Genomic DNA, 21,961 nt, shown 5'->3' on the forward strand with positions numbered 1-21,961 from the left:
GTCGGACGGTGTGAGGTCGGCCGACGCCCCGACGCCGGTCGGCGGCCCGCCCCTAGCCTGGTGGGCGACGCCAGACCCGCACGACGGAATGGAGGGATCGTGGCCGAGGAGACGCCGACGGCCGACCGGTTCGCACGGCGACTGCGCGGCGCGCTGCGGCGTGACGCGAAACGGCTGCTCACCCCGGGTCCGTCGACGGTGCCGATGCTCATGCTCGGCCCGCAGGTTCCCGACGACGCCCGCGTGCAGGAGGTCCTGGACCTCTGCATGCGGATCGGTGAGATCGAGCTGTCCTCCGGCGAGTCGGTCGACGAGGTCACGGCGACGATGCTGCGGCTGGCCAACCTGGCGGGCCTGCCCGCCGTCGACGTGGACATCACGTTCACCTCGATCACCATGTGCTGCCACCGGGGCAACGCCGCGCAGCCGGTGACGACGATGCGGCTGGTCCGCTACCGCACGCTCGACCTGTCCCGGCTGGCCGAGACCGAGGAGATCATCCGCGACGTCGAGGCGGGCCGGCTCGACGTGCGGGCGGCGTCGTCGAAGGTGTCGGAGGTCGTGCGGCACCCGCACCCCTACCCCCGCTGGGTGGCGACGTTCGGCTGGGCCGCGCTGGCCGCGTCGATCGCCCTGCTGCTCGGTGGCGGTCCGCTCACGGCGACGACGGCGTTCGTCACCACCGCGATCATCGACCGGATCGGCCGGATGCTGGCCCGGCGCGGGGTCGCGGCGTTCTTCCAGCAGGTGGTCGGCGGCTTCCTCGTCACCGCCTCGACGGTCGCGCTGGTGCAGCTGGAGGTGTTCCCGCCGGGCACCCGGGCGTCCTACGTCGTCGCGGCGGGCATCACGGTGCTGCTGTCCGGGCTGAGCGTGGTCTCCACCGTGCAGGACGCCCTGACCGGCTACTACCTGACCGCGGCCGCCCGCATGGTCGAGATCTCGCTGCTGTCGGCGGGGCTGCTGACCGGCGTCGTGCTGGGCCTGCAGCTCGGGCTCGCGATGGGCACTCAGATCGAGGTGTCCGGAGACCTGCCGTCCGGGCCGGGCCAGTTCGGGCTGTCGCTGGTCTCCGGTGCCCTGGCGGCCGCGTTCTACGCACTCGCCGGGTACGCGCCACTACGGTCGCTGCCGATCGCGGGTGCGGTCGGCGCGTCGAGCTGGCTGGTCTACGGCCTGCTCACGCAGAACGCCGGCCTCGGGCAGGTGCCCGCGACCGGAGCCGCGGCGCTCGTCGTCGGCCTGGCGGCGGGCCTGCTGCGCCGGGGCACCCAGACCCCGCCGATGGTCGTCACGCTGGCCGGCGTCACCCCGCTGCTGCCCGGTCTCGCCGCCTACCGCGGCTTCTACCAGCTGGCGATCGAGGGCCCCTCCGAAGGGCTCGTGACGATCACGATCGCGCTGGCCGTCGGGCTCGCGCTGGCGGCGGGCGTCGCCCTCGGGCAGTTCGTGGCCAGCCCCCGGCGCCGGCCGGAGGACCGGCCGGGCGGAGCGGAGAACTCGCCCACCGGCGGCGCGGCCGTCGGTTCCCCGGTGTCGGACGCCACGGCCGACGGGGCCGATCCGAAGTAGGGTCGGCCGCGGGGCGAGCGTCGAGGAGGGCATGTGTCCACAGGGGAACCGGTGACCGCAGCGGATCTGGTGGTGGTGGCCAACAGGCTCCCCGTGGACCTGGAGCGGCACCCGGACGGCAGCACCACCTGGCGTCGCAGCCCGGGCGGCCTGGTCACGGCGCTGGAGCCGACCCTGCGGGCCCGGGAGGGTGCCTGGGTCGGCTGGCCCGGCGTCCCCGACGCCGAGGTCGAGCCCTTCGCCGAGGACGGCCTGTCGCTGTTCCCGGTGACGCTGACCGCGCAGGAGGTCACCGACTACTACGAGGGCTTCTCCAACGGCACGCTCTGGCCGCTCTACCACGACGTCGTCGCACCGCCGCAGTTCCACCGGCACTGGTGGCGCGCCTACACCGCGGTGAACCAGCGCTTCGCCGAGGAGGTCGCGAAGGTCGCCGCGCAGGGTGCGACGGTCTGGGTGCAGGACTACCAGCTCCAGCTCGTCCCGGGGAAGCTGCGCGAGCTGCGCCCGGACCTGCGGATCGGCTTCTTCCTGCACATCCCGTTCCCGCCGGTCGAGCTGTTCCGCCAGCTCCCGTGGCGGACCCGGATCATGGAGGGCCTGCTCGGCGCGGACCTCGTCGGCTTCCACACCGACGGCGGCGTCCGCAACTTCCACTGGCTCGCCCAGGAGCTCGCCGGGGCCTCCACCGACCGCGACCCCGAGGTGCTCCACCACGGCGGACGGCGCATCCGGCTCGGCGCGTTCCCGATCTCGATCGACTCGCACCGGCTCGACGAGCTGGCCCGCACCCCCGAGGTCGAGAAGCGCGCCGCCGAGATCCGGACGGAGCTCGGGAGCCCGGAGAAGATCGTGCTGGGGGTCGACCGGCTCGACTACACCAAGGGCATCGACGTCCGGCTCCGCGCGTTCCACGAGCTCCTCGAGGAGGAGCGGGTGTCCGTCGACGACGCCGTGATGATCCAGCTGGCGACGCCGTCGCGGGAGCGGGTCGAGCACTACCAGCAGATGCGCGCCGACATCGAGCAGGCCGTCGGCCGGATCAACGGCGAGTTCGCCCGCGTCGGGCACCCGGCGGTGCACTACCTGCACCGGTCGCTGCCGCGCGAGGAGCTCGCCGCGTTCTTCCTCGCCGCCGACGTCATGCTCGTGACCCCGCTGCGCGACGGCATGAACCTCGTCGCCAAGGAGTACGTCGCCTGCCGACCCGACGACGGCGGCTGTCTCGTGCTGTCCGAGTTCGCCGGTGCCGCGATCGAGCTGACCAGCGCACTGCTGGTCAACCCGCACGACACCGACGGCGTCAAGGAGGCGCTCTACGCGGCGCTGACCATGAACGCCGAGGAGGGGCGCAAGCGGATGCGCACGCTGCGCCGCCAGGTCCTCGACCACGACGTCGACCGCTGGGCCACCGGGTTCCTGGAGGCACTCGGCATCCGGGTCGAGCAGTGAGCCCCGACGCCGCCCTGGAGCGGCTCGCCGGGGTGGGGCGGCTGCTCGTCGCCCTCGACTTCGACGGCGTACTGGCCCCGCTGGTCGACGACCCGTCGGCGTCGCGGCCGCTGCCCGCCTCGGCCGACGCCGTCCGGCGCCTCGCCGCGCACGACGCGACGACCGTCGTGATGCTGTCCGGCCGGGGCCGCGACGACCTCGCGACCGTCTCCGGGTTCGTCCCGCCGGTCGGGCTGGTGGGCAGCCACGGCGCCGAGTACGACGACGGGCTCGCCGCCCTGCTCGGGCGCGGCGGCCTGCTGACGCCCGAGCAGGAGCGCCGGCGGACCGCGCTGCTCGACGGGCTGCGCGCCCTGGTCGACGGGACCCCCGGGGCGCGGCTGGAGACCAAGCCCGCGGGCGGAGCGGTGCACGTGCGCGGCATGGACCCGGCCGCCGGGGCGGCGCTGCTGGAGCGGGTCGACGCCGAGTGGGTCGGTGACGGCGTGGACGCCGTCGCGGGCAAGGACGTGCTGGACCTGGCCGTCGTCGAGACCACCAAGGGCTCCGCGGTCGAGGCGCTGCGGTCGGCCCTGCACGCGGACGCGGTGCTGTTCGCCGGGGACGACGTCACCGACGAGACCGCGTTCCGGGTGCTGGGCGACGGCGACGTCGGCATCAAGGTCGGCGACGGCGACACCGCGGCCCGCTTCCGGGTCACCGACCCGCAGGAGATGGCCGGGGTCCTGGAGCGGCTGGCCGCGCTGCGCTGCGGATCCTGACCGGGTCGCGGCAGCTCAGTCGAGGTCGGCCAGCGCGGCCGGTGGCTCGCGGCACGGGTCGTCGGCGGCGGGCAGGTCGGAGGCGTTGCCGGGGATCCCGAGGCCCTCGGTGGCGGCGAGCCCGCCCATCTGGGCGTACCAGCGCGGGGCGCGCTCGCGGGCGTGCCAGTAGCCCTTCGCGCTGATCCAGCCGCGTTCGCCGGGGTCGGCGACGCCGTTGCCGTTGGTGTCGCCGAGGAAGCGCATGCCGCCGCCGGGGGCGCGTTCGACGTGCAGCGGGGACGGCAGCAGCCCGATGAGCTGGGCGGACTCGTCCACGCTGAGCGAGCGGCTGGACTTGCCGAAGTAGTACCAGGAGGCGGCGCAGACGCCGTAGACGCGCGGCGCGAACTGCGCGACGTTGACGTAGATCTCCAGGATCCGGCGCTTGGACATGACGAGCTCCATCGTCTCCGCCGGCGGGATCTCCAGCGCCTTGCGCACCGGTTCCAGCGGCGGGTAGCGCCCGGCCCACAGGAACAGGTTCTTCGACGTCTGCTGGGTGATGGTCGACCCGGACGGGTCGTCGGTGCCGTCCATGTACGCCTGCACCCGCGCCCACTGCATCCCGTAGTCGACGGCGAGGATGCGCTCCGGGAACTGCTGGTCCTCCTGCCCCATGACGACGACCAGGAAGTTGCGCGACACGTGCTCGGCGTCGGTCCACTGCGCGACGGTCGGCCCGAAGTTCCACAGCCGGAACATCGTGTACGGCGGGTTGACCAGGGTGAACAGCAGCACCAGGACCAGCGGGACGGCCTGGGCGACCAGGGCCCAGCGCAGCAGCCTGCGCAGCCGGGCCCGGGTCGACGGCGGCGGGGTCCCCGGCGGCCGCTGCGGCCGCAGCCGGCGCAGCCGTTCCCGCAGCGCCGCGATCTGCGGCCCGATCGGGCGGCGCGGGGCGCGGGTCTCCTCGGGGCGGGGCACGGGGACCGCTCGGCGACGCGGCGGCGGGCCGGTCCGGCGGGCGCCGCGGCGCGTGGGCAGTGGCCGCTGAGCCGGGTGGAGCACGTCCGGGCGGTCGGACGGTGCGGGGCGCGGGGCCGGGCGCAGGGCGTCCGGGCGGTCGGGCGGCGCGGAGGGTCGCGGGGCCGGAGGGGGTGGCACGGCGCGGGGTGGCCGCCCGCCCGCCGGCGGACGTCCGGACGGCGGGGGCGGCACGACGCGTCGCGGACCCGCGCCGGGGCGCGGGGCGGGTGGGGGCAGCGGTCGTCCGCGCCCGGCGGGGCCCGGGGGCGGCGGCGGTGGACGGCGACGGGGGTCGCGCTCGTCGTTCAGCGCAGCCTCCCCCTCGCCCCGGTCCGGCCACCCGGACGGGCGACCCGAACCCGACGATACCGACGGGGCGGGAGGAACCGTGGCCGGTCCGGGTCAGCGCGGCGGACCGCAGGCCGGGTCGACGGCGTCGAGCACCTCGACCTCGTCGCCGACGGCGATCTCCGCGCCCGGGTCGTCCGGGATCAGGTTGACCCCGAACCACACCTTGCCGTCGAACCGCCGGTGCCGGGCCAGGGTCGCCATCGGCTCGCGGCCCTTGACCGCCGTGTCCGGGTCGACGGTGGTGAGCACGCAGCGGGCGCAGCCCTTGGCCACCCGGAACTCCGCGGCGCCGATCCGGATGCGCCGCCAGCCGTCCTCGGCCCAGGCGGGTGCGCCGTCGACGACGGCGTTCGGCCGGAACCGGGTCATCGGCAGCGGCGCCTCGGCCGCGTTCGGGCCGTCGGCGACGAGCGCGTCCAGCGCGTGCAGCGAGGCCGTGGAGGCGAGCAGCAGCGGGTAGCCGTCGGCGTAGGAGACGCGGTCGTCGTCGTGGGAGAAGTCGGGGTCGGGACGGCGCCGGGCCGGGTCGTCGAGGTGGATCAGCCGGACCGGGTCGCCGAGCAGCTCGGAGAACCAGGCGTCGGCCTCCGGGCCGGCCGGGACGCCCGCGGTGTCCCAGCGGTGCACGCGGGCCGGCACCGGCTCGCCGTCGGGCACGGGGACGGTGAGCGGCGGCAGCCCCGGTCCGGTCAGGCGGAGCCCGTCGGCGGCGGGGGTGGGCGCGACGAGCACGAGCCGCGGGTGGGTGCGCGCGGTGACCATGGCGCCGTCGTCGCGGACCAGCATCCAGCGCCGGTCCCCGGCGAGACCGGCCCGTTCGACGACGGCGCGGGCCACGTCCGCGCCCCGGCAGGACTTGACCGGGTAGCGGCGCAGCCCGGTCAGGCTCACCATCCGGAGAAGAACTCCCCGGACTGGCGCAGCTCGCGGGTGGTCACCCCGACGATCAGCTCGGTCGGGAGCGTGACGTGCTCGGGGACGTGGCGGTCGCCGCGTTCGAGCAGCAGCCGCCCGGCCTCGAGGCCCTTCTCCCGGAACGGCTGGCGGACCGTGGTCAGGCCGACGCGCTCGGCCTCGGGCACTCCGTCGAACCCGGCGACCGAGAGGTCCTCGGGCACCCGCAGGCCGCGGTCGCGGGCCTCGCGCAGCGCGCCGAGGGCGAGGATGTCGGAGGTGCACACCAGCGCGGTGATCCCGGGGTGGGAGTCCAGCAGGGTGGCGGCGCCGTCCGCGCCGGCGTCGAGGGAGTGCTCGAACCGCTCGATGACCGGGACGTCGGCCCACTCGACGCCCGCCTCGGCGAGCGCCGCGCGCAGCCCGGCGAGGCGTTCGCGCTGCACGGCGTAGGAGCTGCCCTCCTGCCGGGCGACGTCGGCCCTGCCGTCGTGCCGGTGCGAGGACAGGCGCATGCAGAGCACACCGACGCGGCGGTGGCCGAGCTCGACGAGGTGCCGCCCGAGCGCGAGGGTCCCGGCGCGGTCGTCGACGCCGACGCGGTCCACCCCGGTGATCCCGGTGGGCTGGTCGCAGACGACGGTCGGCACCGGTCGCTGCAGGACGGCCCGGAAGTGCGGGTCGTCCTCGCTGACCGAGTAGACGACGAAGCCGTCGACCCCGGCCTGGTAGACGGAGTCGACGTCGGAGTGCTCCGGGCTGACCGGGATCAGCAGCAGGCCGGTGCCCGCCTTCTCGCAGGCCAGCGCGAGCCCCTCCAGGAAGCCGGTGGCGCCCGGGTCGCGGAAGGCGTAGCTGAGCGCCTCGGTCAGCAGCAGGCCCACCGCTCCAGCGCGCCGGGTGCGCAGCGAGCGGGCGACCGGGTCCGGGCCCGGGTAGCCGAGCCGCCGGGCCGCCTCCAGGACGCGCTCGCGCAGCGGCGCGGACAGCTGGTCGGGACGGTTGTAGGCGTTCGACACGGTCGTCCGGGAGACCCCGAGCTCGGCGGCCAGCGACGCGAGCGTCGCCGGACGCCGCGGGTGCTGGGGGCCGGTCATTCCCCGAACGGTAGCGGCGCGGTCACGCACGTGAAAGTCCGCCCCGACCGGCCACGACGGGATCACACGCCGCGCGCGTTCCCGGCTCCCCGTACAGCGGTAGAGTGAATCTGAGAATGATTTCCAATAAATCTATGCCGATATGTTGATGGGAGTTCCGTCCGTGTCCCGATCCCCGCTCCGCCCGGCCGCGCTCGTGGCCGGGCTGGCCGCACTCGCCCTGGGTCTGACCGCCTGCGGCTCCGGCCAGGTCGACGCCCCCACCAGCGCCGACACCCCGCAGGTGAAGATCGTCGCCTCCACCGACGCCTGGGGCGCGGTCGCCCGCGCCGTGGGCGGCAACTACGCCAGGGTCGAGTCGATCATCAGCTCCCCCGACGTCGACCCGCACGGCTACGAGCCGACCCCGCAGAACGCGGCGACCGTCGGCGAGGCCCAGCTGCTGATCATGAACGGCGGCGGCTACGACGCGTTCATGACCGACCTCGTCGCCGCGTCCGGCAACAAGGCCCCGCTGGTCGACGCCGTCGAGGTCTCCGGCATCGAGGGGGCCCAGGAGGCCGCCGCCGACGACCACGGCCACGACCACGCCGCCGAGGCCACCCCCGCGCCCGCGGCCGAGGCGGACCACGAGCACGAGCACGGCTCGTTCAACGAGCACGTCTGGTACAACCCGGCCGCGGTCGGCCGCGTCGCCGAGCAGCTCGCCGACCAGCTCGGCCGCATCGACCCGAGCGCCGCGGAGTACTTCCGCACCAACGCCAAGACCCTCGAGGGCGGCGTCGCCCAGCTGACGTCGAAGGCCACCGAGATCGGCCGCGCGCACCCGGGGGCCCGGGTCGCCGTCACCGAGCCAGTGCCCGCCTACCTGCTGCAGGCCGCCGGGATCGCGAACGCGACCCCGCAGGAGTTCTCCTCGGCCGTCGAGGAGGGCACCGACCCGCCGGCCGCCGTCGTCGCGCAGATGCTGGGGCTGTTCACTGCGCAGCCGCCGGTCGACGCGCTGATCCTCAACAGCCAGACGACCTCGCCGACCACCGACCAGGTCCGCGACGCCGCCCAGAAGGGAGGCGTCCCGGTCGTGGAGATGTCGGAGACGCTGCCCGCGGGCACCACCGACTGGGTGCAGTGGATGAACGCCAACCTGGACGAGCTCTCCGCGGCGCTGAACCGCTGACATGGGTTCCTCGCAGCAGTCCGCGCTGTCGCTGCGCGGAGCGGGCCTCCGGTTCGGGGACCGGACCCTGTGGTCCGGCCTCGATCTGGACGTCGCACCCGGCGAGTTCGTCGCCGTCCTCGGCCCGAACGGCTCCGGCAAGACGACGCTGATGCGCGTCCTGCTGGGGCTGCTCCCACTCTCCGACGGCACCGTGACCGTCGGCGGGCACACCCCGCGGCGCGGCAGCCCCGAGATCGGCTACGTCCCGCAGCAGCAGCCGCTCGACCCGGATCTGCCGCTGCGCGGGCGCGACCTCGTCGGCCTCGGCCTCGACGGGCACCGCTTCGGTCTCGGCCTGGGCCGGCGACGCGAGCGGCGCGAGCGCGTCGACCGCGCGCTGGCCCAGGTCGGCGGGACCGGGTACGCCGACGCCCCCGTCGGGCGGCTGTCCGGCGGCGAGCAGCAGCGGCTGCGGGTCGCGCAGGCACTCGTCGGGGACCCGGCGGTACTGCTGTGCGACGAGCCCCTGCTCAGCCTGGACCTGTCCCACCAGCGGATCGTGACCCGGCTGATCGACGAGCGCCGCCGCGCCGCGGGCACCGCGGTGCTGTTCGTGACCCACGAGATCAACCCGGTGCTGCCGCTGGTGGACCGGGTCCTCTACCTCGTCGACGGCCGGTTCTCGATCGGCACCACCGACGAGGTCATGACCTCGGAGACGCTGTCGCGGCTCTACCGCACCGACGTCGACGTGCTGCGGGTCCGCGACCGGCTGGTCGTCGTCGGGGCCGAGGACTCCCCGGTCACCCGGGACGAGCACGCCGAGCACGGCGTCGCGGTCGGGGGTGGCGCGTGACCGAGTTCCTGGCCCGGATCCTCGACCTGTCCGGCACCGGCACGCTGCTGGGCTACCCGTTCGTCCGCAACGCGCTCATCGCCTGCGCGGTGCTCGGGCTGGTCGCCGGGCTGCTCGCCCCGCTGATCGTCAGCCGCGGGATGGCCTTCGCCGTGCACGGCACCGCCGAGCTGGCCTTTACCGGGGCCGCGGCCGGGCTGCTGCTCGGCGTCGCCGTCGGGGTGGGGGCGGTGGTGGGCGCCGTCGTCGCCGCGGTGATCTTCGGCGTGCTGGGCCTGCGCCAGCGCGAGCGGGACTCCGCGATCGGCGTGGTGATGGCGTTCGGGCTCGGCCTGGGAGTGCTGTTCCTGGCTCTCTACGACGGCCGCTCCTCCAACCGGTTCGGCCTGCTCACCGGCTCCATCGTGTCGGTCGACCAGCAGAACCTGTGGGTGCTGGGGGTCGTCGCCGTCGTCGTGCTCGTGACCCTGGCGCTGCTCTACCGGCCGCTGCTGTTCGCCAGCACCGACCCCGACGTCGCGCTGGCGCGCGGCGTGCCCGTCCGCGCGCTGACCCTGGTGTTCGGCGTGCTGATCGGCCTGGTGACGGCGCTGGCCGTGCCGATCGTCGGCGCGATCCTGGTGCTGTCGGTGCTGATCGTGCCCGGCGCCGCGGCGAACCGGGTCACTGCGAACCCGCTGCTGGCGACCGTCCTCGCGATCGTCATCGCGGAGGTCGCGCTGGTCGGCGGGACGATCCTGTCGCTGGCGCCGGGGCTGCCGATCTCGGCCTATGTGGCGACCATCGGGTTCGTCGCCTACCTGCTCTGCCGGCTGGTGGGCCGGCTGCGCGGCCGGGGCCCGGTCCGCGCCTGACCCTCGGCTCCGGCGGCGGTGATCCGCTGTCCGCGCGGTGATCCGCCCGTCGCGTGCGTCCGGACGCGCGCGGGGAGCGGATCACCGCGCGTCGCGGCGATCACGCGTCGGGTCAGCGGCCGACGCGACGGCGGCGGGCCACCTCGGCCAGCACCACGCCGGTGGCGACCGAGGCGTTCAGGGACTCCACGCGGCCGGCCAGGGGGATCGAGACGGTCACGTCGCAGGTCTCGCGGACCAGCCGGGACAGTCCCTTGCCCTCCGACCCGGTGACGATCACCAGCGGCCCGGTGGCCAGGTCGAAGTCGTCGAGGGAGACGTCGCCGTCGGCGGCCAGACCGGCGACCATCAGCCCGGCGGAGGCGTACTCCTGCAGGGTGCGGGTCAGGTTCGTGGCGCGCGCGACCGGGACCCGGGCCGCGGTGCCCGCCGAGGTCCGCCAGGCCACCGCGGTCATGCCCGCGGCGCGCCGCTGCGGCACGACGACGCCGTGCCCGCCGAACGCCCCCACCGACCGGACGACCGCACCCAGGTTGCGCGGGTCGGTCACCCCGTCCAGGGCGACGGCCAGCGCCGGGCGCCCGGAGTGCGACGCGGCCTCCAGCACCTCGTCGGGGTGGGCGTAGGCATAGGGCGGCACCTGCAGGGCGAGGCCCTGGTGCAGCGCTCCGCCGCTGATCCGGTCGAGGTCGTTGCGCGGCACCTCCAGGATGGAGATGCCCCGCTCCGCGGCCAGCGCGACGGCCTCGGTGACCCGGTCGTCGGCGGACATGCCGGTGGCCACCTGCAGCGCCGTCGCCGGGACGCCGGCCCGCAGGCACTCGACGACCGGGTTGCGGCCGAGCACGGTCTCCGGGGTCTCCCCGTCACCGCGACGGCCCGCGACCGGGCGCCGGCGCTGCTGCTGGTCCTGGGCGGCGCGGCGCGCGGCCGCCCTTGCCTTCGGGTGGCCGGGTCGCATCTCGCCGGGCGGGGTCGGGCCCTTGCCCTTCAGTGCGCGCCGGGGCTGGCCGCCGGATCCGACGACCATGCCCTTCTTGGTGCCTTCCTTACGGATCGCACCGCGGCGCTTGGAATTGCCTGCCATGAGTTCTACGAGTCCTAGTTGTCTTTGAGAGTCCAGGTGGAGCCGTCGGCGCCGTCCTCGACGGCGATCCCGGCGGCGAGCAGCTCGTCGCGGAGCCGGTCCGCGGTGGCGAAGTCGCGCTCGGCGCGCGCGGCCCGGCGGCGCTCGAGCATCGTCTCCACCAGGGTGCCCAGTGCCTGCCGGGCGGCGTCGCCCGACTCCTCGGCCACGCCGCCGGCTGCCAGCGGGTCCAGGCCGAGTACCTCGGTCGTCGCACGGACCGCGGACGCGGCCCGCAGCGCACCGGTGACGTCCCCGGCGTCGAGGGCGGTGTTGCCCTCGCGCACCAGGGTGTGCACGGTGCCGAGCGCGAGCGGGGTGCCCAGGTCGTCGTCGAGTGCGGCGGTGAACGCGCCGGGCAGCTCCGCCGCGACCTCGGGCAGGCCGTGCCGCTCGCGCACCCGGTGCACGAACGACTCGATCCGCCGGTACGCGGCGACGGCCTCGTCCAGCGCGGCGTCGGAGTACTCGATCGCCGACCGGTAGTGCGGGCCGACCAGGTAGTAGCGCAGCTCGGCCGGGCGGACCCGCTCGAGCAGGTTCTCGATCGCCAGGGTGTTCCCCAGCGACTTCGACATCTTCTCCCCGCCCATGGTCACCCAGGCGTTGTGCAGCCAGAACCGGGCGAACCCGTCCCCGGCCGCGTGGCTCTGGGCGCGCTCGTTCTCGTGGTGCGGGAACACCAGGTCGAGGCCGCCGCCGTGGATGTCGAACTCCGGGCCGAGGTAGGCGGTCGCCATCGCCGAGCACTCCAGGTGCCAGCCGGGACGCCCGTTCCCCCAGGGGGTGGGCCAGCTGGGCTCGCCGGGCTTGGCGGCCTTCCACAGCGTGAAGTCCAGGGCGTCGCGCTTGGCGCCGCCCTCGCCCTCACCCTGGTGGACGTCGTCGACGCGCTGACCGGACAGCGCGCCGTAGTCGGGCAGGGTGCGCACGGCGAAGTACACGTCGCCGCCCGCGGGGTAGGCGTGACCGCGCTCGATCAGCCGCTCGATCAGCTTGACCATCTGCGTGATGTGCCCGGTCGCCCGGGGCTCCACCGACGGCGGCAGGCAGCCCAGCGCGTCGTACGCGGCGGTGAAGGCCCGCTCGTGGGTGGCCGCCCACTCCCACCACGGACGGCCCGCGGCGTGCGCCTTGCGCAGGATCTTGTCGTCGATGTCGGTGACGTTGCGGACCAGCGTGACGTCGTACCCGGACCGGGCCAGCCAGCGGCGCAGCACGTCGTAGTTCAGGCCCGAGCGGACGTGACCGATGTGCGGCAGGCCCTGCACCGTCGCCCCACAGACGTACATCGACACTGCTCCGGCCCGCAGCGGCGTGAACGCACGCTGCTCCCTGGTCGCTGAGTCGAGAAGTCTGAGGCTCACGTCACCAGGGTACGGGCCTCCGATTCGTCCACTACACGGGCGGTGCCGCTGCGGCAAGGTGTCCGACATGGCTGTTCAGCGGATGTACCCGCGGCTGGTCGTGCACGACGCCGACGCCGCGATCGACTTCTACCTCGCCGCGTTCGGCGCGGAGCTCGTGGAGCGCTACACCGACGGCTCCGGCGCCGTGGTGCACGCCCTGCTGCGGGCCGGCGGCGCGGAGTGGGCCGTCAAGGACGGCGACGACGTCGACCCCGCGCCGTCGGGGCCCGGCGCGGTGATCCTGGCCCTGGAGGTCGACGACCCGGACGCGGTCGCCGCGGCGATGGTGGAGCACGGCGGCCGGGTGCTGTTCCCGGTGACCGACCACGACTACGGGCAGCGCGGCGGCCGGCTCGCCGACCCGTTCGGCCACGCCTGGATGGTGGCGGCCCACGCCGACGACCTCACCCCGGAGCAGATCCAGGAGCGGACCGGGCGTCTCTAGCCCGCGGGCAGCAGCAGCGCCGTCGCGACGGCGGCGCGGCCCTCGCCGCGCCCGGTCAGCCCCAGGCCGTCGGTGGTCGTGCCGGACACCGACACCGGGCCGCCGACCACCTCCGACAGCACCCGTTCGGCCTCGGCCCGGCGCTTCCCGATCTTCGGGTCGTTCCCGACCACCTGGACGGCGGCGTTGCCGACGGTCCAGCCGTCGCGGGTGAGCAGGCGGCGGACCTCGGCGAGCAGGGTCGCCCCGCTCGCACCCGTCCACTCCGGACGGCCGGTGCCGAACACCGCGCCCAGGTCGCCCAGCCCCGCCGCGGACAGCAGGGCGTCGCACAGGGCGTGTGCGGCGACGTCGCCGTCGGAGTGCCCGGCGCAGCCGTCGGTCCCGGGCCACAGCAGACCCGCGACCCAGCAGTCGCGGCCCGGCTCGACCGGGTGCACGTCGGTACCGATCCCGACCCTCATACGTGTTCCTCGTGCTCGGTGACGCGGCCCGCCCCGGCGAGCAGCAGTTCGGCGATGCGCAGGTCCCACGCGGTGGTGACCTTGAACGCGAGCGGGTCCCCGGCGACGGTGGTGACCGGGTCGCCGAGCGCCTCGACCAGCCCGGCGTCGTCGGTGCGGGGGTCGGGTGTGCCCGCGTGGGCGCGGCGCAGGTCGGCCGCGCGGAACCCCTGCGGTGTCTGCACCGCACGCAGCTCGGAGCGGTCCACGGTGGACACGACGGTCCCGGCGGCGTCGACCCGCTTGACCGTGTCGGCCACGGGGAGCACCGGGATCACCGCGGGCGCGCCCGCGCGCACGGCGTCGACCACCCGGCGGACGACGTCGGGTGGTGTGAGCGGGCGCGCGGCGTCGTGCACCAGCACGACCTCGGCGTACGGCCCGGTCGCGGCGAGACCCTCCGCGACGGAGGCGGTGCGGTCGGCACCGCCGGCGACGACGGTCGCCGGGCGTCCGGGCAGCATGGCGGCGGCATCGTCCACCTGGTCCGCGGGGACGACGACCACCACGTGTCCGACGACGTCGGACGCGAGAAGGCCGTCGACCGCGCGTACCAGCATGGGAACCCCGGCCAGTCCGACGAACGCCTTGGGCACACCTGCACCCAGACGCACCCCGGAACCGGCCGCGGGAAGCACCGCGACGACACCCGCCCCGGAGGACGGTCCGTGCACGCCGGTCAGGCGTTCGCGGTGGCGAGCACCTCGTCGAGCAGGACCTCGGCCCGCTCCTCGTCGGTGCCCTCGGCCAGCGCGAGCTCACTGACCAGTATCTGCCTCGCCTTGGCCAGCATCCGCTTCTCACCGGCGGACAGGCCCCGGTCCTTCTCCCGCCGCCAGAGGTCGCGGACGACCTCGGCGACCTTGTTCACGTCACCGGACGTGAGCTTCTCCCAGTTCGCCTTGTACCGGCGCGACCAGTTCGTGGGCTCCTCGGTGTGCGGCGCGCGCAACACCTCGAAGACCCGATCCAGCCCCTCCTGGCCCACGACGTCACGAACACCGACCACCTCGACGTTGTCGGCGGGGATGCGCACCGTCAGATCGCCCTGCTGGACCTTCAGGACGAGGTACTGCACTTCCTCGCCCTTGATCGTCCGGGTCTCGATCGCCTCGATGAGCGCGGCACCGTGGTGCGGGTAGACGACGGTCTCTCCGACCTTGAAAACCATGTGTCCTCTGGCCCCTTTCGCTGGGTCCAGATTAACACGTCGCCCGGGCGGGACGGTGACCGGCTTTCACCGTCGTCGCAGGTCAGGGGGTTGACAACGGCGAAGGAACGTGTTTCCCGCGGGTGTGGCGCCCATCCGGGGCGGCCCGGCCACGTGCCGGTCGCCGCCGCGTCACGTCCCGGACCACCGGGTCTGCCGCCCCACCGTCCGGCGGGGACGCGGTCGTCACACCCGGGTGCCCGACCGCGCAACGCGTCGGAGCGCGCGACTAGGCTGCCCCCCGACAGACCCAGCATGTGCGCCGGGGGCACTTCGGGGCACCGGCAAGGAAGGACACGACGACCGTGAGCCGCACCCGCCGTTCCGCCCGGACCCTGGCCGGCGTCGCCGGCGCCGTCGCCCTGACCGGCCTGCTGATCAGCGGCTGTGGAGCCGGGCAGATCGCGCAGACCGCAGAGCAGGTCGCCGCCGTCAACGGCGCCAACGCCTCGGTCGGCTCGGTCGACCTGCGCGACGTCCAGGTCGCCTACCCGACCACGCCCGCGGGACCGGACGCGCTCTACCGCCAGGGCGGCGCCGCACCGCTCGTCGCCACCCTGGTCAACACCGGCTCGGTCGCCGACCGGCTGGTGTCGGTGACCTCGCCGGCCGCGGCGTCGGTGCAGATCCAGGGCGACGCGACCATGCCGCAGGACATCGCGTTGGTCTCGCCGGGCAACCTGCAGCTGGCCCCGACCAACGCCAAGCGCGTGCAGCTCGTCGCCGAGGGCCTGACCCGCCCGATCCCCTCCGGCGCGCAGCTCCCGATGACGTTCGTGTTCGAGAAGGCCGGCTCGGTGACCGTCACCGTCCCGACCGGCGTGCCGACCGACACGAACTCGCCGGGGCACGCCCCGGAGCGGGCCTCGACCGGCACGGAGGAGTCGGGCACCAACGGCGCCGAGACCGGCGTCAACTCCGAGACCGGCGGCCAGGCCGAGGCCCCGCCGGTCGACCAGTCGAACCCGGTCCCGGCCGGTGAGGGCGCCCCCGTCGCGCCCGGCAACGAGGGCAGCGGCGCCGGCGGCGTCGCCGGCAACTGACCCCCCGGTCCCGCGCCGCCCGCTCGGGCGGCTACCGCTGCACCGAGTGCGACCACCGCACGGCGCAGTGGGTGGGGCGCTGCCCGGGCTGCCAGGCCTGGGGGTCGCTGGAGCAGGTCGAGCCGGTGCGCACCGGCGGGGGCGGCCGGACCGTCGTCGCCGGGGCGCCCAGCACCCCGGCCCGGCGGATCGCCGAGGTGGAGCTGGACTCCGCCCGGGCCCGGCCGACCGGCGTCGACGAGCTGGACCGGGTCCTCGGTGGCGGGCTCGTCCCGGGCGCGGTGGTGCTGCTGGCCGGTGAGCCGGGCGTCGGCAAGTCGACGCTGCTCCTGGAGGTCGCCGCGCAGGCAGCGGCCCGGTCCCGGGTCCTCTACGTCTCCGGTGAGGAGTCCGCGGGCCAGGTCCGGCTGCGCGCCGAGCGCACCGGCGGCGTCCACGACGAGCTCTACCTCGCCGCCGAGTCCGACCTCGAGTCGGTGCTCGGCCACGTCGACGCGCTGCGGCCGTCGCTGCTGGTGGTGGACTCCATCCAGACCATGTCCACCGCCTCGGTGGACGGCAGCCCCGGCGGGGTGACCCAGACCCGCGCCGTCACGGTGGGGCTGACCACGCTGGCGAAGGAACGCGGCCTGGCCGTGCTGCTCGTCGGCCACGTCACCAAGGACGGCGGCATCGCGGGTCCGCGGGTGCTGGAGCACCTCGTCGACGTGGTGCTGCACTTCGAGGGCGACAAGCACTCGGCGCTGCGGATGGTCCGCGGGGTGAAGAACCGGTTCGGCCCGGCCGACGAGGTCGGCTGCTTCGAGCTGCGCGACTCCGGCATCGTCGGTCTCGCCGACCCCTCGGGGCTGTTCCTCGGCCGGTTCGGTCAGGGCGCCGACGCGGTGCAGCCGGGGACCGCGGTGACCGTCGTGATGGACGGGCGACGGCCGCTGCTGGCCGAGGTGCAGGCGCTGGTGGCGGGGGCGAACATCCCGAGCCCGCGCCGCGCGGTGACCGGGCTGGACTCGTCCCGGGTGCCGATGCTGCTCGCCGTCGTCGAGCGGCGGGGCGGGCTCAAGCTGCACGACGCCGAGGTCTACACCGCCACCGTCGGCGGGATGCGGATCACCGAGCCCGCGGCCGACCTCGCGATCGCGCTGGCGGTCGTCTCGGCGAAGCGGGACGCGGCGCTGCCCGCGGACCTCGTCGTGCTGGGCGAGCTCGGGCTGGCCGGCGAGCTGCGCCGGGTGCACGGGGTGGACCGGCGCCTCGCGGAGGCCGCACGGCTGGGCTTCACCCGGGCGATCGTCCCCACCGGGGCCGAGGTCGGGCGGACCGGGATGCAGATCACCGAGGCGTCGTCGCTGCGCGAGATCATGGCCCGCATCCGCTGAGCCTCAGCTCATGAGCAGCGGGGCGGGCTCGCTCACGACCCGGTCGAGCCGGGCCAGCACCCGGTAGCCGCCCGGGCCCACCCGGGTGCGCTCGCCCGCGCAGCCGGGCTCCGAGGCGAGCCCGGTCCAGGTCACGGCGAAGGCCACCGGCTGGCCGGGCACCAGGGTGCGCAGGTCGTCCGACGACGGGTTGGCGCAGTCGTTGGACGACCAGAGCTTGGTCGCCCCGTCGCCGCTCCAGACGGCGATCTCCTGCTGGGCGCCGTCGAGGTCGCGCACGCAGGGCTGGCCGGAGACGTTGGTGACGACCAGCCGCAGCTCGGGCCGCGCGCCGGAGGGGTAGGTCGGTTGCCCGGTCTCGGCGCGCACCTCGATCATCGCGTCGGTACAGGGCACCGGACCGGTCGGCGGGGAGGGTGCGGCCTGCGGCACCTGCACGGACGGGCGTGGTGTGTCGTCGGGGCGGACCGTCTCGTCCGCCGGGCCCGCGTTCGGGGTCGCGGGCCCGGCGGACGTCCCCGCCGCGGCAGCCGGAGGGGATCCGGGCGCGGCGGGGTCGGGGAGCGGCACGGACGCGGGTGCCCCCGTCCCCGGGGCTGGGGATGCCGGGGACGGGGACCCCGGGGGCGGCGCGGGTGCGGCCGTCCCTGTGTCCGGTGTGGTCTGCGACGACTGGGGGGTCGTCCGTGCGGCCGTCCCGGCGGGCTCGTCGGAGCCCCGCGGGATCAGCAGCCAGGTGGTGAGCCACAGCAGCGCGAAGAGCGCGAGCAGCGCGACGCCGACCGCGCATGCGCGCCGGCGCCAGTAGACCGACGCCGGCAGGGGACCCACCGGGTGCATGTCACCGACGGTAGATCTCCGGTTACACGAAGTCGCCGCCGCCGCGCCGGGACCGGACATGTCCGGCGAGGTCCACCCGGCGGGGCGACCCGCGCGTCCCGACCGGGTGAGCGCAGCGCCGGAACGACCGCGCGCGCACTCCCGGGACCGGCCCGGACGGGGGTCGGCGACCCGGATCGCCCGACCCCCGGGCGGGTGGCGGACCGACCCGGGGTGACCGGCGTCGTCCGGCGACAGGGTCCCGCCCGGCCCCCCGCGGACGGGAACCGCCCCGGTCGTGGCGCGCGCCCCGGTGGCGGGCGCGGTAGAGACCGTGATCCACACGCCGGCACCGGGACGGTCACCGGGCGACGCCGGCGGTGCCCGTTCCGTGATCACGGCGGGGTCGTCGCCGGGGGCCCGGCCGGGGCGCGCGACACTGGAGCGGTGGTGGCCGATCTGATCTCCCAGTGGTTCCGGGCGCACGCCCGCGACCTGCCGTGGCGGCGCCCGGAGACCACCCCGTGGGGCGTGCTGGTCAGCGAGTTCATGCTCCAGCAGACCCCGGTCGCCCGGGTCGAACCGGTCTGGCGGGACTGGATGGAGCGCTGGCCGGCGCCGTCGTCGCTGGCCGCCGCGCCGCGCGCGGACGTGCTGCGGGCCTGGGGCAAGCTCGGCTACCCGCGCCGCGCGATCCGGCTGCACGACGCGGCCGCGGCGATCGCCGCCCAGCACGGCGACGCCGTCCCCTCCGACGTCGAGGCGCTCGAGGCCCTGCCCGGTGTCGGCTCCTACACCGCGCGGGCGGTGGCGGCGTTCGGCTTCGGGCTGCGCGCCGCCGTCGTCGACACCAACGTCCGCCGGGTCGTGGCCCGCGCGGTGCACGGTCAGGGCGACGCCGGACCGGCCCGCACCCGGGCCGACCTGGCCGACGTCGACGCACTGCTGCCCGACGACGACGCCGAGGCCGCCGTCGTCTCGGCCGGGCTGATGGAGCTGGGCGCGGTCGTCTGCACCGCCCGCTCGCCGCGGTGCGCGGACTGCCCGGTCGCGGCCCGCTGCGCCTGGGTGGCGGCCGGCAGACCCGCCTACGACGGTCCGCGCAAGCCGGTCCAGGGCTTCGCCGGCACCGACCGGCAGGTGCGCGGCAAGCTCATGGACGTGCTGCGCACCGCGCACGGGCCGGTCGAGCGGGCCGCGCTGGACGCCGTCTGGTCCGACGCGGGCCAGCGCGACCGGTGCCTGCACTCGCTGCTGGTCGACGGCCTGGCCGAGCAGACCGACGACGGCCGCTTCGCCCTCCCCGTCTGAGCGGGGGGACCGATGCCCAGCACCGTCCGCTTCCGGCTCGACGACGACGGCGCCGCCGCGCTCACCGCGCTGCGCGACCGGCTCGCCGCGGCCGGGATCCCGGTAGCCGCCGGGACGCCGCACGTGACCGTCGCCGCGGCGGGCACGGTCCCGCCGCCCGCAGTGCGGGAGCTGACCGCGGAGCTGCGCCTGGTCGCGCTGCCGGTGCTGTGGCTGGCCGGTCTCGGCTCGGTCGGGCCGGACGCGCCGGACGTGCTGGCGCTGACCGCCGTCACCGACCCCGAGGTGCTGGCCGTGCACACGGCGGTGCACGACGCGCTGGCCGGACGGGTGCGGGGCGCGCACGCCGCGCACCTGCCGGGCTCCTGGCTGCCGCACGTGGTGCTGGCGACCGGGCGGCCCGCCGAGGCGTTCGCGCTGCTGCACCCGGTCGAGCCGGTGCGGGCGCGGATCACCGCCGTCGAGCTGCACGACTCGCGCACCGGGGAGACGGCGGTCCTCGGAGCGCCGCCGGAGGACCGGCCCCGACGCCCCTAGGCTTGCCCCGTGGCGGACGAACAGGACGTGCGGCGGATCGCGCTCGCCCTCGACGGCGTCGTCGAGAACCCGAGCGAGGGGTTCGACTTCCGGGTGCGCGGCAAGGGCTTCGTGTGGTCGTGGCCGGAGCGGGTGCCCGGCAGGCGACGGGTGATCAGGACCGACGTCGCCGTGCTGTACGTCGGCGACGAGGCGGAGAAGCAGGCCCTGCTGCTCGGCGAGCCCGACCTGTTCTTCACCGACCCCGGGCACGCGCCGTGGCCCCTGGTGCTCGTCCGCCTGGACGCGGTGGACGAGGCCCGGCTGGCCGAACTGGTCGGCGACGCCCGGCGCATGCGCATCGACGACGCCGGGCAGGGATAACGTGGCGGACATGGCCATTGTGAAGATCAACGCGATCGAGGTCCCGGAGAACGCGGGCCCCGAGCTGGAGAAGCGGTTCGCGAACCGCCTGCACGCCGTCGACGGGCAGCCCGGCTTCCTCGGTTTCGAGCTGCTGCGCCCGGTGTCCGGCGACGACCGGTACTTCGTCGTGACCCGCTGGGAGACCGAGGAGGACTTCCAGGCCTGGCGCGCGGGCCCGGCCGCCGAGGCGCACGCCGGTCAGCGCTCGCCGCAGCCGGTCGCCAAGGGCGCGTCGCTGCTGGAGTTCGAGGTCGTCGACCTGCAGCAGATCGCGGCGGGGTCCTGATCGACGCCCGCGAGGTCGCCGCGGCCTTCTCCGACGAGATCGCCGCGGCGGCCCGCCTGGTCCGCGACGCGGGCGCGCTGCTGATCACCGCCGGCGCCGGGATGGGCGTCGACTCCGGGCTGCCGGACTTCCGCGGCGGTGAGGGCTTCTGGCGGGCCTACCCGCCCTACGCGCGGCTCGGCCTGCGTTTCGAGGAGCTCGCCGACCCGGAGCACTTCGCCGACGACCCGGCGCTGGCCTGGGGTTTCTACGGCCACCGCCTGCACCTCTACCGGGACACGGTGCCGCACCCCGGGTTCGCGGTGCTGCGCCGCTGGGCCGGCCGGGTGCCTTCGAACGTCTTCACCTCGAACGTCGACGGCCAGTTCCAGCGGGCCGGCTTCGCCCCGGACGACGTCGCCGAGGTGCACGGCTCCATCCACCATCTCCAGTGCCTGCGGCTCTGCGGTCACGGCGTGTGGCCCGCCGACGGCGTCGAGGTGCACGTCGACGAGGACACCATGCGTGCCGTCGGCGAGCTGCCCCGCTGCCCGGGCTGCGGCGGCATCGCCCGTCCGGCGATCCTGATGTTCGGCGACGGCGGCTGGGACGACACGCACGCCGCGACGGCGCTGCAGCGCCACGTGGACTGGCTGGCGGCGCACCGGACCGGGGTGGTCGTCGTCGAGCTGGGGGCGGGCGGTGCCCTGCCCACGGTGCGTCGCCGCTCGGAGCTGGCCTCGGCCGCGACCGGCGCGCTGGTGCGGATCAACGTCCGCGAGCCGCAGGTGCGCCACGGCCGCGGGGTCGGCATCGCGGCCCCCGCGGCCGCGACCCTCGCCGCGATCGACGCCGCCCTCTGACCCGCCCGCCCCGCGCACCTGCGTGCCGCGGGGCGGGGCAGGGATCAGGAGGGGACGGCCTTCTGGTCCGGGACGACGATCGCGGGCAGGTCGGCGAGGCCGGCCAGTGCCGCGTCGTGGACCTCGGCCGCCGCGACGGTGCCGTGCACGCCGGGCAGGGCCCGGGTGGCCGTGGCCGCCGCGACGACGGTCGGCACGTAGCCGCCGGAGAACGCGCTGCGCGCGGTGGAGTTCACGCACATGTGCGTCATGAACCCGGCGAGCACCAGGTCCTGGTAGCCCTCCAGCAGGTCGGCCAGCCCGGTGTGGACGAACGCGCTGGGGAAGTTCTTGGTCACCACGGCCTCGCCGTCGCGCGGGGCGACCGAGTCGTGGATGGCGCCGATCGGCGCGGTGACGTCGTACGGGCTGCCCTCGCCGGCGTCGTGCCGGATGTGGATGATCCGGGACCCGGCGGAGCGGGCGCGGTCGAGCAGCTCGGCCGCCTCCCCGAGGGCCGGCTCGACGTTCTCCAGCCGCATCACGCCCTCGGTGTAGGTGTTCTGCAGGTCGATCATGATGAGTGCGGAGCGGGACAGCGGGGCCGGTTCTGCCGGCAGGCCCATCAGCCCGCGCAGGGTGTGCGTCATCGGTGCTCCTCGGCCG

At 75.4% G+C, this 21,961-nt stretch carries 24 protein-coding genes; 14 read left to right on the forward strand and 10 right to left on the reverse strand.

The window, feature by feature from the left end; all coding sequences use genetic code 11:
* The first annotated feature begins 99 nt into the window (after window positions 1-99).
* Genes KPL57_RS30460 through otsB form a run of 3 tightly spaced genes read left to right on the forward strand, consistent with a single transcriptional unit; the run spans window position 100 to window position 3,785 of the window.
* Window positions 100-1,572, forward strand: coding sequence for a threonine/serine exporter ThrE family protein (locus KPL57_RS30460; protein WP_226354121.1), 1,473 nt, complete (start codon window positions 100-102; stop codon window positions 1,570-1,572).
* Between the two features lie 33 nt (window positions 1,573-1,605).
* Window positions 1,606-3,024, forward strand: a complete 1,419-nt coding sequence (locus KPL57_RS30465) for a trehalose-6-phosphate synthase (protein ID WP_226354122.1) — start codon at window positions 1,606-1,608, stop codon at window positions 3,022-3,024.
* Window positions 3,021-3,785: a trehalose-phosphatase gene (otsB, locus tag KPL57_RS30470; protein ID WP_226354123.1), complete on the forward strand. Its 765-nt coding sequence runs from the start codon at window positions 3,021-3,023 to the stop codon at window positions 3,783-3,785. Before KPL57_RS30465 ends, otsB begins: the two co-directional genes overlap by 4 nt.
* Before the next feature lie 15 nt (window positions 3,786-3,800).
* Here otsB and KPL57_RS30475 read toward each other — a convergent pair whose 3' ends face one another.
* The 3 genes from KPL57_RS30475 to KPL57_RS30490 all read right to left on the reverse strand — a co-directional run bounded on the left by KPL57_RS30475 (window position 3,801) and on the right by KPL57_RS30490 (window position 7,135).
* Entirely contained in the window at window positions 3,801-4,751 is a 951-nt protein-coding gene (locus KPL57_RS30475; RefSeq protein ID WP_226354124.1) for a transglycosylase domain-containing protein, read from the reverse strand.
* Between the two features lie 444 nt (window positions 4,752-5,195).
* Window positions 5,196-6,038, reverse strand: a complete 843-nt coding sequence (locus tag KPL57_RS30485; protein ID WP_226354125.1) for an MOSC domain-containing protein — start codon at window positions 6,036-6,038, stop codon at window positions 5,196-5,198.
* Entirely contained in the window at window positions 6,032-7,135 is a 1,104-nt protein-coding gene (locus KPL57_RS30490) for a LacI family DNA-binding transcriptional regulator (protein ID WP_226354126.1), read from the reverse strand. Before KPL57_RS30490 ends, KPL57_RS30485 begins: the two co-directional genes overlap by 7 nt.
* Before the next feature lie 163 nt (window positions 7,136-7,298).
* Here KPL57_RS30490 and KPL57_RS30495 point away from each other — a divergent pair, with 163 nt between their 5' ends.
* From KPL57_RS30495 to KPL57_RS30505, 3 genes are read left to right on the forward strand one after another with little or no spacing between them, the layout of a single operon-like run.
* A complete protein-coding gene (locus KPL57_RS30495; RefSeq protein ID WP_226354127.1) occupies window positions 7,299-8,312 on the forward strand; it encodes a metal ABC transporter solute-binding protein, Zn/Mn family in 1,014 nt (337 codons plus the stop codon).
* Between the two features lies 1 nt (window position 8,313).
* Window positions 8,314-9,150, forward strand: coding sequence for a metal ABC transporter ATP-binding protein (locus KPL57_RS30500; protein ID WP_178375751.1), 837 nt, complete (start codon window positions 8,314-8,316; stop codon window positions 9,148-9,150).
* An 8-nt stretch (window positions 9,151-9,158) separates the two neighbouring features.
* Window positions 9,159-10,004: a metal ABC transporter permease gene (locus KPL57_RS30505; protein ID WP_226356592.1), complete on the forward strand. Its 846-nt coding sequence runs from the start codon at window positions 9,159-9,161 to the stop codon at window positions 10,002-10,004.
* Window positions 10,005-10,116: 112 nt separating this feature from the next.
* On the opposite strand, the gene rlmB is transcribed toward KPL57_RS30505, so the two are convergent.
* Both rlmB and cysS read right to left on the reverse strand, forming a co-directional pair.
* Window positions 10,117-11,091, reverse strand: coding sequence for a 23S rRNA (guanosine(2251)-2'-O)-methyltransferase RlmB (rlmB, locus tag KPL57_RS30510; RefSeq protein WP_226354128.1), 975 nt, complete (start codon window positions 11,089-11,091; stop codon window positions 10,117-10,119).
* A gap of 14 nt (window positions 11,092-11,105) precedes the next feature.
* Complete coding sequence (gene cysS / locus KPL57_RS30515; protein WP_226354129.1) at window positions 11,106-12,497, reverse strand: cysteine--tRNA ligase; 1,392 nt, start codon at window positions 12,495-12,497, stop codon at window positions 11,106-11,108.
* A gap of 67 nt (window positions 12,498-12,564) precedes the next feature.
* Between cysS and KPL57_RS30520 the strand changes: the two genes are divergently transcribed.
* Entirely contained in the window at window positions 12,565-12,984 is a 420-nt protein-coding gene (locus KPL57_RS30520; RefSeq protein ID WP_226354130.1) for a glyoxalase/bleomycin resistance/extradiol dioxygenase family protein, read from the forward strand.
* Here KPL57_RS30520 and ispF read toward each other — a convergent pair.
* The 3 genes from ispF to KPL57_RS30535 are packed head-to-tail and all read right to left on the reverse strand — an operon-like array spanning window position 12,981 to window position 14,658.
* Window positions 12,981-13,448: a 2-C-methyl-D-erythritol 2,4-cyclodiphosphate synthase gene (ispF, locus tag KPL57_RS30525; RefSeq protein WP_226354131.1), complete on the reverse strand. Its 468-nt coding sequence runs from the start codon at window positions 13,446-13,448 to the stop codon at window positions 12,981-12,983. The genes KPL57_RS30520 and ispF overlap by 4 nt on opposite strands.
* Complete coding sequence (gene ispD, locus KPL57_RS30530; RefSeq protein ID WP_226354132.1) at window positions 13,445-14,161, reverse strand: 2-C-methyl-D-erythritol 4-phosphate cytidylyltransferase; 717 nt, start codon at window positions 14,159-14,161, stop codon at window positions 13,445-13,447. The genes ispF and ispD overlap by 4 nt, the downstream gene beginning before the upstream one ends.
* 5 nt (window positions 14,162-14,166) lie before the next feature.
* Window positions 14,167-14,658, reverse strand: a complete 492-nt coding sequence (locus tag KPL57_RS30535; protein ID WP_020625956.1) for a CarD family transcriptional regulator — start codon at window positions 14,656-14,658, stop codon at window positions 14,167-14,169.
* A gap of 344 nt (window positions 14,659-15,002) precedes the next feature.
* On the opposite strand from KPL57_RS30535, the gene KPL57_RS30540 reads away from it, so the two are divergent.
* Both KPL57_RS30540 and radA read left to right on the forward strand, forming a co-directional pair.
* Window positions 15,003-15,740, forward strand: coding sequence for a copper chaperone PCu(A)C (locus KPL57_RS30540; RefSeq protein ID WP_226354133.1), 738 nt, complete (start codon window positions 15,003-15,005; stop codon window positions 15,738-15,740).
* Window positions 15,737-17,116 carry a DNA repair protein RadA gene (radA, locus tag KPL57_RS30545; RefSeq protein ID WP_226356593.1) on the forward strand — a complete coding sequence of 460 codons (1,380 nt, stop codon included), beginning with the start codon at window positions 15,737-15,739 and terminating at the stop codon, window positions 17,114-17,116. The genes KPL57_RS30540 and radA overlap by 4 nt, the downstream gene beginning before the upstream one ends.
* A 3-nt stretch (window positions 17,117-17,119) precedes the next feature.
* On the opposite strand, the gene KPL57_RS30550 is transcribed toward radA, so the two are convergent.
* Window positions 17,120-17,956 (reverse strand): hypothetical protein, encoded by an 837-nt coding sequence (locus tag KPL57_RS30550; RefSeq protein WP_226354134.1) that lies wholly within the window; start codon window positions 17,954-17,956, stop codon window positions 17,120-17,122.
* A 426-nt stretch (window positions 17,957-18,382) separates the two neighbouring features.
* Here KPL57_RS30550 and KPL57_RS30555 point away from each other — a divergent pair, with 426 nt between their 5' ends.
* The 5 genes from KPL57_RS30555 (at window position 18,383) to KPL57_RS30575 (ending at window position 21,316) form a co-directional block, all read left to right on the forward strand.
* Window positions 18,383-19,246, forward strand: a complete 864-nt coding sequence (locus KPL57_RS30555; RefSeq protein ID WP_226354135.1) for an A/G-specific adenine glycosylase — start codon at window positions 18,383-18,385, stop codon at window positions 19,244-19,246.
* 12 nt (window positions 19,247-19,258) lie between these two features.
* The gene (locus KPL57_RS30560; RefSeq protein WP_226354136.1) at window positions 19,259-19,783 is read left to right on the forward strand and encodes a 2'-5' RNA ligase family protein; all 525 of its coding nucleotides are present in this window, start codon (window positions 19,259-19,261) and stop codon (window positions 19,781-19,783) included.
* 9 nt (window positions 19,784-19,792) lie between these two features.
* Window positions 19,793-20,146 carry an MmcQ/YjbR family DNA-binding protein gene (locus tag KPL57_RS30565; RefSeq protein WP_226354137.1) on the forward strand — a complete coding sequence of 118 codons (354 nt, stop codon included), beginning with the start codon at window positions 19,793-19,795 and terminating at the stop codon, window positions 20,144-20,146.
* A gap of 10 nt (window positions 20,147-20,156) precedes the next feature.
* Entirely contained in the window at window positions 20,157-20,474 is a 318-nt protein-coding gene (locus KPL57_RS30570) for an antibiotic biosynthesis monooxygenase (protein WP_226354138.1), read from the forward strand.
* 101 nt (window positions 20,475-20,575) lie between these two features.
* On the forward strand, window positions 20,576-21,316 hold the full coding sequence (locus tag KPL57_RS30575) for a Sir2 family NAD-dependent protein deacetylase (RefSeq protein WP_226354139.1): 741 nt from the start codon (window positions 20,576-20,578) through the stop codon (window positions 21,314-21,316).
* A gap of 44 nt (window positions 21,317-21,360) precedes the next feature.
* Here KPL57_RS30575 and KPL57_RS30580 read toward each other — a convergent pair whose 3' ends face one another.
* Window positions 21,361-21,945: a cysteine hydrolase family protein gene (locus KPL57_RS30580; RefSeq protein WP_226354140.1), complete on the reverse strand. Its 585-nt coding sequence runs from the start codon at window positions 21,943-21,945 to the stop codon at window positions 21,361-21,363.
* Between the last annotated feature and the right edge of the window lie 16 nt (window positions 21,946-21,961).

The sequence above is a fragment of the Pseudonocardia sp. ICBG601 genome, assembly GCF_020496245.1.